The 13,731-nt window shown below is 73.0% G+C and carries 11 protein-coding genes; 10 read left to right on the top strand and 1 reads right to left on the bottom strand.

The window, feature by feature from the left end; genetic code table 11:
• Nucleotides 1-22: 22 nt before the first annotated feature.
• The 7 genes from tal to pgl all read left to right on the top strand — a co-directional run bounded on the left by tal (nucleotide 23) and on the right by pgl (nucleotide 9,717).
• Nucleotides 23-1,138, top strand: coding sequence for a transaldolase (gene tal, locus ABD333_RS12480; protein WP_344540631.1), 1,116 nt, complete (start codon nucleotides 23-25; stop codon nucleotides 1,136-1,138).
• Entirely contained in the window at nucleotides 1,135-2,802 is a 1,668-nt protein-coding gene (locus ABD333_RS12475) for a glucose-6-phosphate isomerase (protein ID WP_344540629.1), read from the top strand. Before tal ends, ABD333_RS12475 begins: the two co-directional genes overlap by 4 nt.
• 132 nt (nucleotides 2,803-2,934) lie before the next feature.
• Complete coding sequence (locus ABD333_RS12470; protein WP_344540627.1) at nucleotides 2,935-4,629, top strand: phosphoheptose isomerase; 1,695 nt, start codon at nucleotides 2,935-2,937, stop codon at nucleotides 4,627-4,629.
• On the top strand, nucleotides 4,626-6,242 hold the full coding sequence (locus ABD333_RS12465; RefSeq protein ID WP_344540626.1) for a glucose-6-phosphate isomerase: 1,617 nt from the start codon (nucleotides 4,626-4,628) through the stop codon (nucleotides 6,240-6,242). The genes ABD333_RS12470 and ABD333_RS12465 overlap by 4 nt, the downstream gene beginning before the upstream one ends.
• 166 nt (nucleotides 6,243-6,408) lie before the next feature.
• Nucleotides 6,409-7,935 (top strand): glucose-6-phosphate dehydrogenase, encoded by a 1,527-nt coding sequence (zwf, locus tag ABD333_RS12460; protein WP_344540624.1) that lies wholly within the window; start codon nucleotides 6,409-6,411, stop codon nucleotides 7,933-7,935.
• Between the two features lies 1 nt (nucleotide 7,936).
• Nucleotides 7,937-8,938, top strand: a complete 1,002-nt coding sequence (locus ABD333_RS12455) for a glucose-6-phosphate dehydrogenase assembly protein OpcA (RefSeq protein WP_344540623.1) — start codon at nucleotides 7,937-7,939, stop codon at nucleotides 8,936-8,938.
• Nucleotides 8,935-9,717: a 6-phosphogluconolactonase gene (gene pgl / locus ABD333_RS12450; protein ID WP_344540621.1), complete on the top strand. Its 783-nt coding sequence runs from the start codon at nucleotides 8,935-8,937 to the stop codon at nucleotides 9,715-9,717. Before ABD333_RS12455 ends, pgl begins: the two co-directional genes overlap by 4 nt.
• Nucleotides 9,718-9,851: 134 nt before the next feature.
• Here the strand turns inward: pgl and ABD333_RS12445 are convergent, their stop codons facing one another.
• Nucleotides 9,852-10,439, bottom strand: a complete 588-nt coding sequence (locus ABD333_RS12445) for a hypothetical protein (RefSeq protein WP_344540619.1) — start codon at nucleotides 10,437-10,439, stop codon at nucleotides 9,852-9,854.
• 101 nt (nucleotides 10,440-10,540) lie between these two features.
• Here ABD333_RS12445 and ABD333_RS12440 point away from each other — a divergent pair, with 101 nt between their 5' ends.
• The 3 genes from ABD333_RS12440 to ABD333_RS12430 all read left to right on the top strand — a co-directional run bounded on the left by ABD333_RS12440 (nucleotide 10,541) and on the right by ABD333_RS12430 (nucleotide 13,714).
• Nucleotides 10,541-11,734 carry a L,D-transpeptidase gene (locus ABD333_RS12440; protein ID WP_344540617.1) on the top strand — a complete coding sequence of 398 codons (1,194 nt, stop codon included), beginning with the start codon at nucleotides 10,541-10,543 and terminating at the stop codon, nucleotides 11,732-11,734.
• 81 nt (nucleotides 11,735-11,815) lie between these two features.
• Nucleotides 11,816-13,015 (top strand): sensor histidine kinase, encoded by a 1,200-nt coding sequence (locus ABD333_RS12435; RefSeq protein WP_344540616.1) that lies wholly within the window; start codon nucleotides 11,816-11,818, stop codon nucleotides 13,013-13,015.
• A 15-nt stretch (nucleotides 13,016-13,030) separates the two neighbouring features.
• The gene (locus tag ABD333_RS12430) at nucleotides 13,031-13,714 is read left to right on the top strand and encodes a response regulator transcription factor (protein ID WP_344540614.1); all 684 of its coding nucleotides are present in this window, start codon (nucleotides 13,031-13,033) and stop codon (nucleotides 13,712-13,714) included.
• The last annotated feature ends 17 nt before the right edge of the window (nucleotides 13,715-13,731 follow it).

Below are 13,731 nucleotides of genomic sequence, written 5' to 3'. Positions count from 1 at the left end.
CGGCTCGAACAGGAGGAAAGCGATGAGTGACAACCTGAAGAAGCTCTCCGACCAGGGTGTGTCGATCTGGCTCGACGACATCAGCCGGGAGCGGCTGCGCACGGGCGACCTTGAGAACCTGGTCAAGGAGAAGCACGTCGTGGGCGTGACGTCCAACCCCACGATCTTCGCCAAGGCGCTGAGCAAGGGCTCGGCGTACGACGAGCAGGTGAGGGATCTCGTCCGGCGCGGCGTGAGCGTGGACGAGGCCTCCCGCGCGATCACCACGTACGACATCCGCTGGGGCTGCGACGTGCTGCGGCCGGTCTACGACCGCACCGAGGGCCTGGACGGCCGGGTCTCGATCGAGGTCGACCCGCGGCTGGCCCGCAAGACGGCCGAGACGGTCGCCGAGGCGCGGGCGCTGTGGTGGATGGTGGACCGGCCCAACCTGTTCATCAAGATCCCGGCGACCGAGCCCGGCCTTCCGGCGATCACCGCGGCGCTGGCCGAGGGCATCAGCGTGAACGTGACGCTGATCTTCTCGCTGGAGCGGTACGGCAAGGTCATCGACGCGTTCTTCGAGGGGCTGGAGCAGGCCCGCGCGAACGGCCACGACCTCACCAGGATCGCGTCGGTCGCGTCGTTCTTCGTCAGCCGGGTCGACACCGAGATCGACAAGCGGCTCGACAAGATCGGCGGCGACGAGGCCAAGGCGCTGCGGTCCAAGGCCGGCGTCGCCAACGCCCGCCTGGCCTACGCGCTGTACGAGGAGAAGTTCGGCACCGACCGGTGGAAGGCGCTCAAGGACGCCGGGGCGCGGCCCCAGCGGCCGCTGTGGGCGTCGACCGGCGTGAAGGACCCCGACCTGCCCGACACGCTCTACGTCGACCGGCTCGTCGCGCCCGGCACGGTCAACACGATGCCGGAGGCCACGCTGGAGGCCACCGCCGACCACGCGAACATCACCGGTGACACCGTCACGGGAGCCTACGACGACGCCCGCGCCCACATGGCGGCCCTGAAGAAGGTGGGCGTCGACTACGACGACGTCGTCAAGGTCCTGGAGGACGAGGGCGTCGACAAGTTCGAGGTCTCCTGGAACGAGCTCCTCGGCACCATCTCCGGAGAGCTCGGCAAGCAGGAGGCCGGCGCGTGACATCGGTGGTGACCGCCGGCGGGGTGTCGGTCACCATCCGGGGCGTCGTCGTGGACGAGACCGAGACGGTCCTGGACCGGCTCGTCTCCGACGGCGTCCCGGGTTCCCTGACGTCCGGCGGCACCGGGCTCTGGGGACCGGACGCGGCGCCCACGGCCGCCCGGAGGCTGGGCTGGCTCGGCTTGCCGGAGCGTTCGCGACGGCTGCCCGGGCGCCTTGCCGAGCTCGTCGGCGAGGCGCGCGGCGCGGGGCTCGACCGCATCGTGCTCGCGGGCATGGGCGGCGCCTCCCGCGCGGCCGAGGTCATCGCCTGCGCCGGCGGCGTGGAGCTGACCGTTCTCGACACCACCGACCCGCACCAGGTGGGCGACGTGCTCGCCGGCCGCCTCGACCGGACCCTGCTGGTGGTGTCCAGCAAGAGCGGCGCCTCGGTGGAGACCGACGCGCACCGGCGTGTCTTCGAGCACGCGTTCGCCGAGGCCGGGATCACCGGTGCCGCGCTGCGGCGGCGCTTCGTGGTGGTCACCGACCCCGGCTCGCCGCTGGAGGCCGTCGCGGAGGCGGCCGGTTACCGGCTGGTGCACGCCGATCCCGACGTTGGCGGCCGCTACGGCGCGCTGTCCGCGTCCGGCCTGGTGCCCTGTGCCCTGGCCGGTGTGGACGTGGCTCGGCTCCTGGACGAGGCGGCGGCACTGGTTCCCGCCCTCCGGCAGCCCTACGACAACCCCGCGCTCGCGCTGGGCGCGGTCCTCGGCAGTTCGGCGCTCGGCGGCCGCGACAAACTGGTGATCGCCGACAACGGCTCCGGCCTGCCGGGCCTCGACGGCTGGATCGAACCGCTCGTCGCCGAGTCCACCGGCAAGGACGGCAAGGGCCTGCTGCCGGTCGTCGTCGAGAGCGTCGACGCGCCGGGCTTCGAGCCGACCGGCGACGTGCGCCGGGTCGTGCTGGGCAGCCGCCCGGACGACCCCGCGGCGGGGCGCGACGCGGGGCTGAGCGTCGCGGGCCCGCTGGGCGCGCAGTTCCTGCTCTGGGAGTACGCGACGGCGGTCGCGGGCCGCGTCCTCGGGGTCAACCCGTTCGACCAGCCCGACGTCCGCGAGTCCGAGGCCAACACCGCGGCGCTGCTGCGCGCCGAGGAGGGCGCCGCCCCCACCGTCGTCCGCACGGCTCCCGCGCTGGTCGAGGGCGCCGTGGAGGTGCACGCCCGCGAGGAGTCGCTGCAGGGCGCCAAAGACCTCGCCGGCGTCTTCGGGGCGATCCTGACGGCGGCCCCCGACCGGGGCTATCTGGCGGTGATGGCCTATCTGGACAGGTTCGGCGACGCCTCGGCGGCCGGGCTCCGGTCCCTGCTGGCCGAACGCGGCGCGCGGCTGCGCAGGCACGCCGCGCCGGTCACGTTCGGATGGGGACCGCAGGCGCTGCACACCGCGGGCCAATACCACAAGGGCGGACCGCGGAACGGGGCGTTCCTGCAGATCACCGGGGCCGTCAGGGAGGACGTCGAGGTGCCCGGGCGGCCCTACACGCTGGGGCAGTTGCAGCTCGCCCAGGCGTTCGGCGACCTGCGGGTGCTGCGGTCGCTGGGACGGCCGGCCTTCCGCCTCCACCTCCGGGACCGCGACGAGGGCATCGCGCAGCTGACCAAGGTCCTCACCGGCTGATCAATGTTCGGTTCCGGTCGTGCACTTGTGCACAAATCGTCATCCAGAAGATCGGCGTTTTGGTGGCTGTTGCCCGTTCTCTCCTGAAACGATGGGAGTAGGACGACTGCGGCGGGTGGGGGCTGGAGGACGGTGGCCGGATTCGACGTACTGACCCGCGGCGACGCGCTCGACGCGGCGCTGCAGGCTCGCGACTACCTCGTGAGCTGCGGCGTCCCCGGCGCGCTCGCGGCGAAGGACCCCCGGCTCTGGGGGCGGCGCACCGTGGACCACAGCCGGCTGGGCTGGCTGGACCTGCCGTTCGCCTCCCACGGTCTGCTCAACCAGATCGAGGGGCTGGTGGCCGAGGCCCGCTACTCCGGCCTGGACCACATCGTGCTCATCGGCATCGGCGCCGAGACCCTCGCGGCGCAGGCGATCGTCGAGACGCACTCTCCGGCGGGGCGGCCGCTCGCCGCTCAGAGCGCGGGCGGCGTTTCCGGCGTACCCGGCACCGGCGGCGGGCAGGACGCTGAGCGTTCCGGCGAGCTCACCGTTCTGGACGGCTCCGACATCGCCGCCCTCACGTTCGCCCTCGAACGTCTCGACCGCACGCTCGTCGTGCTCTCCAGCAAGGCCGGCGTCTCGCTGGAGGGCGACGCCTACCGGCGCATCTTCTCGGCGGCGTTCCGCGAGCACGGCCTGTCCGAACGAGAGATCGCCGGACGTTTCCTCGTCATCACCGACCACGGCAGCCCGCTGCACGACTTCGCGCGCCAGTGCGGTTACCGCGTGGGACTCACCGACCCCTACCTGCCCGGGCACTTCGGCGCGCTGTCGGCGTACGGCCTGGTGCCGGCGTTGCTGGCGGGCGGCGACGTCTACCGGCTGCTGGACGAGGCCGCCGCGCTGGTGCCCTCCCTGGCCCGCGAGGACGAGAACCCCGGGCTCCTGCTCGGCGCGGTCCTGGGCGGCTGCGCGCAGCAGGGGCCGGCCGGCCACGCCCGCGACAAGGTGGTGCTGCGGGAGCCCGGGGGGCCGAGCGCGCTGAGCGCGTGGATCTCCCAGCTTCTCGCCGTCGGCACCGGTAAGCGCGGCCGCGGCGTGCTGGCGTTCGAGCCTCCCGGCAGTCCCGGCGAGCTCCCCGACCTGCACACCGTGGCGCTGAACCCGACCGCGGCGTCCGGCGCCGACGCCGACACCTCGCTGTGGGCGCCGCTGGGCGGCCAGTTCCTCGTCTGGGAGTACGCGACGGCGGTGGCGGGCTGGCTCCTCGGCGTCAACCCGTTCGAGCCGGGCGGCCCCGTCGTGCAGGACGCCGAGGACGACGCGGCGACCATGCTCCGGGCGGCGGGCGAAGGCCCGCTGATGTCCGGCGAGCCCACGTTCGTCGACGGCGACATCGAGGTGCACACCGACCTGGCGCACACCGGCGGCACCGGGCTCGACGCCGCCCTCGGCGACCTGCTGAGCCGTGTCCCGGCCAACGGATACCTGTCGGTCGTCACCTACCTGTCGGGGGACTTCTCCGGCCGCTACCTGGCGCCCGCCCTGGCACGGCGCACCGGGCGCCCGGTGTCGTACGGCCCCGGCCCCGGCTACCTGCACGCGACCGGTCCCGTGCACAAGGAGGGGCCGGGCAACGGCGCGTTCCTCGTCATCACCGGCGACACGGCCCAGGACCATCCGGTCCCGGGCCGCCCGTACACGCTCGGCAAACTCCAGCTGGCCCGCGCCGTGGCCGAGGTGCGGGCGCTGCGCCAGCGCGGCCTCCCCGCGCTGCGGCTGCACCTGCGGAACCCCGCCGAGGCGGTCGGCCGTCTCGCCGAGGCGGCCCGCTCGACGTGACCGTGCCGAGCTTCACCGCGGTCGTCTCGGGCAACACGACCGTCACCGCCCGCGGTCCCGTCAAGGACGCCGCCGAACGCATGCTGGGCAGGCTCTGGATCGACCAGGTGCCGGTCCGGCTGGCGTCGGAGGATCCCGCGCTCTGGCCGTCGGCCGCCGCGGCGGCCGACGACGGGCGCACGCTGTGCTGGCCGGGCCAGCCCGGTGCCTCCCGCGCGCTTCTCGCCCGGCTCGGCGAACTGCGCGCGGCGGCCCGCGCGGAGGGACTGACGGAGCTGGCGCTGCTCGGCCGCGGCGCCCCCGCACGCGCCGCCGGGCTCATCGCCCGCAACTCGGCCGCCGGACGGCCGCTGACGCTGCTGGAGAGCGCCGAGCCCGGCCCGGTGGTGCGCCTCGGCGCCGACCACGAACGGCTGCGCCGCACGATGGTCGTGGTGACCGGGGACGACACCGTCACCGAGACGCTCCGGCGGATCTTCGTGCAGATGTTCCAGGACCTCAGCCTGTCCGCGGCGCAGATCGCCCGGCGCTTCGTCACCGTCGCCGAACCGGGCGCCGCCTCGGCGAAGCGGGCGGACGAGGCGGGCCATGCGCTGATCGAGGCCCCGGCGCGCACGCCGTTCGGCGCCCTCTCCCCGTACGCGCTCGTCCCGGCCGCGCTCGCCGGGACCGACGTGGCGCGCCTCCTCGAACAGGCGACGACCGTGCTGCCCGCGCTGACCCGCCCGGAGAACAACCCGGGCCTGGTGCTGGGCGCGATCCTCGGCGGCGCGGCGCGGGCCGGCCGCACCACCGTGGTGCTCGGCGACTACCCGGCGTCCTTGCCCGGGCTGGCCGACTGGGCGGCGGTGCTGCTCGCCGAGGCCACCGGCGGCCGGATCCTTCCGCTCGTCCAGCACGGCGGTCTGCCGGTCGTGCCCTCCGACGACGTCTTCCTCGTCACACTGGACGGGCGGCCACGGCAGGACGACGCCACCGTCACCGCTCCCCCGTCCGCGCAGCTGGTCGTCTGGGAGTACGCCGCCGCCGTCGCCGCCCAGCTGCTCGGCGTGGACCCGCTGACGCCCGAACGCGCACCCGCGGCCGCGGCCGGTGGTGGAACGGTGGAATCGGTCCCGCCGGCCATGTTGGTCGAGGGCGAACCTGGGCAGGCCGTCGAGGTGCACACCCACGATCCGGTGCTCGGCGGCGCCACCGACCTGGCCGGGCTGTTCGACGCCCTGGCCGAACGCGTCGGCGCCGACGGCCATCTGGCGATCGTGGCCCATCTGGACCCCGACCGGGCCCGCGGGCAGGGCGCGCAGGTGCGCCGGCTCGGCGCGCTGCTGGCCGCCCGGTGCGCCCGCCCCGTGACGATCAGCTGGGGTTCCCGTTACCCGGCGGTCGGGAATGATCGTCTGGAGAGGGGCGTATACCTGGTGTTGACCGGGAACGTCGTTCACGACGTGCCGGTCCCCGATCGGCACCACCGGTTGAGCCGGCTCCAGCTGGCGCGGGCCCTCAGCGAGGCCCGCGCGGCACGGAACGGCGGCCGCCCGGTGGTGCGGCTGCACCTGCAGAACCGCTGGGCGGGACTCGCCCGGCTGCTCGAATCCGCCCGAGGAGAGGCATGAGGTCGGCACGACCCGCGACAGCCAGAGACACAGCGAAAGTCAGAGAGATACCGACAGCCACGGATATGCCGACAGCCAGAGAAAGCCAGCGCAGACTGAGGGCGGGAACGCGCCCTGCCGGCCTCCGAGTGGAGCGGGGCATGTCGCGAGTAGAGGGGGGCGCCACGTGAGCACGAAAGACAACCCGCTCCGGGATCCGCGGGACAAGCGGCTTCCCCGGGTGGCAGGCCCCTGCGTGCTGGTGTTGTTCGGCGTCACCGGGGACCTGTCGCGCAAGAAGCTGCTGCCCGCCATCTACGACCTCGCCAACCGCGGGCTCCTGCCGCCCGGCTTCGCGCTGGTCGGCTTCGCCCGCCGCGACTGGGACAACCAGGACTTCCGCCAGATCGCCTACGAGTCGGTCAAGCAGCACGCCCGGACCCCGTTCCGCGAGGACGTCTGGCGGCACCTGTCGGAGGGCATGCACTTCGTGCCCGGCGAGTTCGGCGACCCCGGCGCCTTCGACGCCCTCGCCATGGCCGTCAAGGAGCTGGACACCACCCGCGGCACCGGCGGCAACTACGCGTTCTACCTCTCGATCCCCCCGAAGTTCTTCCCCCAGGTGGTCGAGCAGCTGCAGCGCAGCGGGCTCGCCGAGCACGACCGCACGTCGTGGCGGCGGGTGGTCATCGAGAAGCCGTTCGGGCACGATCTGACGAGCGCGGTCGAGCTGAACGACACCGTGCACCGCGTCTTCCCCGAGGAGTCGATCTTCCGGATCGATCACTACCTCGGCAAGGAGACCGTGCAGAACATCCTGGCGCTGCGGTTCGCCAACACGATGTTCGAGCCGATCTGGAACCGTTCCTACGTCGACCACGTGCAGATCACCATGGCCGAGGACATCGGCATCGGCGGTCGCGCGGGCTACTACGACGGGATCGGCGCCGCCCGCGACGTCATCCAGAACCACCTGCTCCAGCTGCTCGCGCTCACCGCGATGGAGGAGCCGACGTCGTTCAGCGCCGAGGCGGTCCGCGCCGAGAAGTCCAAGATCCTCTCCTCGGTCCGCCTGCCCGACGAGCTCGGCCTCGCGACCGCCCGCGGGCAGTACTCGGCGGGCTGGCAGGGCGGTGTCAAGGTGCGCGGCTATCTGGAGGAGGAGGGCATCCCGCCGGACTCCAGGACCGAGACGTACGCGGCGATCAAGATGGAGATCGACAACCGCCGGTGGGCGGGCGTGCCGTTCTACCTGCGGACCGGCAAGCGGCTCAGCCGCCGCGTCACCGAGGTCGCGATGATCTTCCAGCAGGCTCCCCACCTGCCGTTCTCGCAGACCGACACCGAGGAGCTCGGCGAGAACGCGCTGGTGATGCGGGTGCAGCCGGACGAGGGCATCACGGTCCGGTTCGGCTCCAAGGTGCCCGGCACCTCGATGGAGATCCGCGACGTGAACATGGACTTCGCCTACGGCGAGTCGTTCACCGAGTCCTCCCCCGAGGCCTACGAGCGGCTGCTGCTCGACGTGCTGATCGGCGACCCGCCGCTGTTCCCGCGCCAGACGGAGGTCGAGTTGTCCTGGAAGATCCTCGACCCGGTGACCGAGTACTGGGCGTCGAAGCCCAAGGTCGAGCAGTACAAGTCCGGCGGCTACGGCCCGGCCGGCGCCGACGAGCTCATGGCCCGCGACGGGCGCGCCTGGAGGCGAATCTGAGATGAACATCGATCTCACCGACACCAGCACGCGCCGGATCCAGGAGGCGCTCACCCAGGCGCGGCACCTGATGGGCGGGCCCGCGGTCGGCATGGTGCTGACCCTCATCATCGTGACCGACGAGTCGGCGCAGTACGACGCCGTCCGGGCGGGCACCGAGGCGTCCCGCGAGCACCCGTGCCGCGTGCTGACGGTCATCTCCCGCGAGGCGCGCGGCAGCACCTCGCGCCTGGACGCGGAGATCCGGATGGGCGAGACCGGCCCGGGCGAGACCGTGCTGCTCCGGATGTACGGGCCGCTCGCCGAGCACGCCGACTCGGTCGTGACGCCGCTGCTGATGCCCGACACGCCGGTGGTGACGTGGTGGCCGGGCGGAAAGGTCCCGAAGGTGCCCGGCGAGGACCCGCTGGGCGCGCTGGCCCAGCGCCGGGTGACCGACTCCTACGCCGCCCGCGACCGGCTCGGCACCCTGGCCAAACTGGCGGAGGGCTACCGGCCGGGCGACACCGACTTCACCTGGACGCGGCTCACCTCGTGGCGGTCGCTGCTCGCGGCGGCGCTCGACCAGGACCACGACCAGGTCGTCTCCGGCGAGGTGTCCGCCGAGCCCGACAGTCCCAGCGCCGAACTGCTCGCCGCGTGGTTGTCGATCCGGCTCGGGGTCCCGGTGACCCGCGTCGTCTCCGAGGGCCCGGGCATCACGGGCGTCCGCCTGTCCACGACCGGCGGCGACATCGAGGTGTCGCGGCCGGACGGGCGGGTGGCCACGCTGTCGCGTCCCGACCAGCCCGACCGGCAGGTGGCGCTGATGCGCCGCCCGATGGCCGAGCTGCTGGCCGAGGAGCTGCGCAGGCTCGATCCCGACGAGCCCTACCACGAGGCGGCGGCCCGGTTCGCCAAGGACCTGGCCAGTGGCGACGGGACCACCGCTCCGGACGGCGCCAAGGCCAAGCCCGCGGCGCGCGGCAAGGCGGCGGCGAAGCCCAAGCAGGACGGCCGATGAGCACGCCGGCCGTGCTGATCCACCGCGACCAGCAGCTGCTGGCGCAGGCGGCCGCGGCCCGCCTGATCACCCGGATCGTCGACGTGCAGGCCGCCCGGGGCACCGCCTCGGTGGTGCTGACCGGCGGCGGGGTGGGCACCGCGGTGCTCTCCGAGCTCCGCGCCGGCCGGGCCCGCGACGCCATCGACTGGCGGCGGCTGGACATCTGGTGGGGGGACGAGCGGTTCCTGCCGACCGGCGATCCGGAACGCAACGAGACCGGTGCCCGCACGGCGCTGCTCGACCACGTGGACGTGGACCCGGCCCGGGTGCACGCCATGCCCGCCACCGACGGCCCGGACGGCAAGGACCCGGAGGCCGCGGCCGAACGGTACGCCGCGGAGCTGCGCGCCGCCGCCCGGCCGGAAGACCACGGGCCGGTGCCCTCGTTCGACATCCTCATGCTGGGCGTGGGGCCGGACGCGCACGTCGCGTCGTTGTTCCCGGAGATGCCGGCGGTCTACGACGAGCGGCCGGTGGTGGCGGTGCGGGGCGCGCCCAAGCCGCCGCCCACCCGCGTCTCGCTGGCCTTCCCCTCGATCAGGGCCGCCCGCGAGGTCTGGGTCCTGGCGGCGGGCGAGGAGAAGGCCCGGGCGGTCCGGCTCGGGCTGTCGAAGGAGGCAGGTCCGGTGCAGGTGCCGGTCGCCGGGGCGCGCGGGCGCCAGCGCACGCTGTTCCTGCTGGACCGGGCGGCGGCGTCGCAGCTGCCGCCCGGCATCGAACGCATCGCCTCACCCTGATGTAGTTCCCCGAGCAGGCGTGGGCGGGTCTCGCCGACGGGACGATCACTCTGGCGTTCCGGCGGTGGGACCGCCCGCGCGTGCGGGCGGGGACGAGGCGAGACCGTGCTCAGGGCACTCGAAGCCGACGACGCCTAGCGGGCACCGCGCGGCAGGCGGCGACCGCTCTTGCGGGCCTTGGACCGGCGCCGGCCGGCGCCCGGGTCGTGGACGGGCAGCCGCCACTGGAGGGCCATGCCCTCCCCCACCGGGACCTCTGCCCAGCGGGCGGCGGCGGCCCGCAGCGCGCCGATCGCGCGTTCGACGTCCGCCACCTTGATGGGCAGCGGCTCGGTGCTCACGACACCGTGCATCCTGCGAAGCGCCGCCAGCGCATGCTCGGGCGTGTGGCCCTCCTCGACCGCGTCGTGGACCGCCCCGGCGAGGGCCTCGGACGCGCCGACCCACATGCCGTTGGCCTTGAGGATCCGCTTGGAACGCTCGTCGGCGTGCGGCCTGCGCCGTCCCTCCACGACCTTCATGTTCGTGAACATGGCGCCCGCGGCGACACTGCCCCAGAATCCCCGGTCCAGGCCGAACTCGTGTTCGGCGACGAAATGGGCGAGGTCGTGCGGGACCGGGCTGGTGCGGTCGTAGCCCGGCACCATCACGGTCACGCCGTCATCCCGTGCCGCGGTGCTGAAATAGATGGCCTCCGCCAGCCGGTGAAAGATGACCTGCATGCGCCCAGCGTCACCGATCAGCCGAGCCACGGGCAAACGGTTTTCCCGACATACTCTGGGGAACGGGGGGAACCCCTTGTCAAACGATGAGGAGGGGCAAAGTGCTCAAGGGTCGTGCCGGAAGAGCCTGCGCGGCGGCCGTGCTCGCGGTGGCGGTCGCGGCCGGATGCTCGTCGGGTGGGGACGGCGACAAGGGCGGCGGAGACGGCGGCAAGACCGAAGCCGCCAAGCTGGCGATCACGCCGGCGACCGGCGCCAAGCAGGTCGCGCCCGACCAGCCGGTCACGGTCAGGGCCGACAAGGGCAAGCTGACCGAGGTGACGGTCGCGGACGCCAAGGGACGCAAGGCCGAGGGCGCGCTGGCCCCGGACGGCCGGTCGTGGAAGTCGCGCTGGACGCTCCGCCCGGCGACGACCTACACCGTGACGGCCAAGGGCACCGACGACGGAAAGCCGACCACCGCCACCTCCACGTTCACCACGCTCACGCCCCGCAAGAAGCTCGAAAGCGGCATGGCGCCGCTGGAGGGCGAGAAGGTCGGGGTCGGGATGCCGGTCCAGCTCCTGCTGACCCAGCCGGTCTCCACCAAGGAGGGCCGCGCGGCGATCGAACGCTCGCTTGAGGTGCGCATGTCCAAGCCGGTCGAGGGCGCCTGGCACTGGATCAGCGACAAGGAGGTCGACTTCCGGCCTCGCGTGTACTGGCCCGCGGGCTCCAAGGTCCAGGTGGTCGCGCACCTGGCGGGCGTCAAGGCCGGTAACGGGCTGTACGGGGTGAAGGACCGCACGCTGAACTTCACCGTTGGGCCCAAGCACTACACCAAGATCAACGCTAGGACGCACCGGGCGACGGTGACCGACGGCGGCGAGACCGTCCGGACGATGAAGGTCAGCCTCGGCAAGCCCGGCGACGACAGCTACACCGGAGTCATGATCGCGCAGGAGAAGATCCCGCACATGGTCATGGACTCCTCCACCACCGGCAACCCCGGGGCCTACCGCACGCCCACCGACTGGAACGTCCGCACCACCTACAGCGGCACGTTCGTCCACTCGGCCCCCTGGTCGACCGGCTCGCAGGGCAGCGCCAACGTCAGCCACGGCTGCGTCAACGCCTCCCCTTCCGACGCGAAGTGGTTCTACGACTTCACCCAGCGCGGCGACATCATCGAGGTCACCGGCACCACCCGCAAGCTGCGGTTCGGCAACGGGCCGACGCCGTGGGCGATCTCCTGGAGCGCCTGGCTCAAGGAAAGCGCGCTCGGCGCCCCGGTGACCGGGCAGCCCCTCACCTAGCGGAACGCCATCGACCAAAGTCTCTACCGCATCGACCTGCGGTCACTCCGGGCACCCGGCCGGATCGGTAACGTTGATCAGGTGGATCTGCGGCGCTCGAAGCGCGAGTGGGCCGCCGACGCCGGCGCCACCCTCGTCGCGGCGGTGGTCGGTGTCCTCATGCTCTTCGCCTCGCTGGACAGCTTCCCCGAGAAAGAGAACGCGATCATCCCCGACCTGGCGATCGGGACGGTCGCGTGCGCCCTGTTCCTGGCGTTCCGGCGGGCACGGCCCGCGGCCATCGCCGTCGTTCTCATGATCGTCCAGATCATGGCCTCGACCGCGTACGGACCCGCCGCGATGGCGGTGTTCACGGTCGCGATCCGCCGTTCGTGGCGGGTGACGGCCCTCGTGGCGGCGGCCAATCTCGGGATCATCACCACCGTCTTCTCGCTGGTGTCGCTCGACCGCGCCGACTTCCGAGACGGCCTGGTCACGTTCTATCTGGGTTACGCCGTCCTGGTCAGCGTCGGCCTGCTGATCCGTTCGCAACACCAGCTCATCGCGTCGCTGCGGGAACGCGCTCGAGAGGCGGAGGAGGGCCAGCGGCTGCGGGTCGAGGAGGCCCGGCTGCTGGAACGCGAACGGATCGCGCGGGAGATGCACGACGTCCTCGCCCACCGCATCTCGCTGTTGTCGGTGCACGCGGGGGCGCTTGAGTTCGGCCCGGACGCCCCGGCGGCGCAGCGGGAGGCGGCGGGGATCATCCGGCAGTCCGCGTACGAGGCGATGGAGGACCTGCGGGAGGTGATCGGCGTGCTGCGCGCCGACACCCCGCTCACCGGTGACGCCGTGGTGACGGGAGGCGAGCGCGACCGGCCGCAGCCGACACTCACCGACCTGCCCGCGCTGATCGACGAGTCGCGTGAGGCGGGGGCGCACGTCCGGCTGGACGCCCGTGTCCCCGACCCGGCCGCGATCCCGGCCCGGATCGGCCGGCACGCCTACCGCGTCGTCCAGGAGGGCCTGACCAACGCCCGCAAGCACGCGCCCGGCTCGCACGTGCGGGTCACGGTCGAGACGGCCGGCGGCGAGCTGACCATCGTGGTCGCCAACCGGCTGCTGCCCGCCCTGGCCGCGCTGGACCTGCCCGGCGCCGGGGCCGGGCTCGTCGGCCTCCGCGAGCGTGTCGACCTCGTCGGCGGAACGATCGAACACGGCCGGATCGGCGACGAGTTCCGGCTGCGCGTGTCCCTGCCCCTGCCCGCCCGGCCAGGCCATGACGCCGGGCCCGACCAGTAAGCGAGTGTCAGCCACGTGACCGAAACGGACTCGCCCATCCGGGTGCTCATCGTCGACGACGACGCCCTCGTCCGCAGGGGCCTGTCGATGATGCTGGCGGGCGCCGACGACCTGGAGGTGGTCGCGGACGTCGGCGACGGCGCCGAGGTCGTGGCGGCGGTCAACCAGCACCGGCCCGACGTCGTGCTCATGGACATCCGGATGCCGCGGATGGACGGGCTCGCCGCCACCGAGCTGCTGCGCTCGCGGCGGGAACCGCCCGAGATCATCATCTTGACCACGTTCGACACCGACGATCACATCCTGCGCGCGATGCGCGCCGGCGCGGGCGGGTTCCTGCTCAAGCACACGCCGCCACCGGAGATCATGCGCGCGATCCGGCAGGTCGCGGCCGGGGAGCCGATGATGTCGCCGGCGGTGCTGCGCCGGATGATGTCCTACGTCGCGGACGCGGGCGTCGATCCGCGCCAGGCCCGGGCCCGCGAACGGCTGGCCGGGCTGAGCGAGGGCGAGCGGGCCGTCGCGCTGCTGGTGGGGCGGGGCAAGACCAACAGCGAGATCGGCAAGGAGCTGTCGCTCAGCGTCGCCACCGTCAAGGCGTACGTCTCGCGCCTGCTCACCAAGCTGGAGCTCAACAACCGGGTCCAGATCGCGCTGCTCGTGCACGACGCGCGCGGCGACGATCCATCGGACGACTGATCGTCGACTTTGGTCGA

It is taken from the genome of Actinomadura fulvescens (assembly GCF_039533225.1).
Lineage (GTDB): Bacteria > Actinomycetota > Actinomycetes > Streptosporangiales > Streptosporangiaceae > Spirillospora > Spirillospora fulvescens.
Note: the sequence above shows the minus strand (reverse complement) of the source record. Positions and strands in the feature narration are given on the sequence as shown.

Bases quoted from the DNA above. Each gene is read 5' to 3' on its own strand.
- tal (WP_344540631.1), top strand. From the start codon at position 23: ATGAGTGACAACCTGAAGAAGCTCTCCGACCAGGGTGTGTCGATCTGG.
- ABD333_RS12455 (WP_344540623.1), top strand. From the start codon at position 7,937: ATGAACATCGATCTCACCGACACCAGCACGCGCCGGATCCAGGAGGCG.
- pgl (WP_344540621.1), top strand. From the start codon at position 8,935: ATGAGCACGCCGGCCGTGCTGATCCACCGCGACCAGCAGCTGCTGGCG.
- ABD333_RS12445 (WP_344540619.1), bottom strand. From the start codon at position 10,439: ATGCAGGTCATCTTTCACCGGCTGGCGGAGGCCATCTATTTCAGCACC.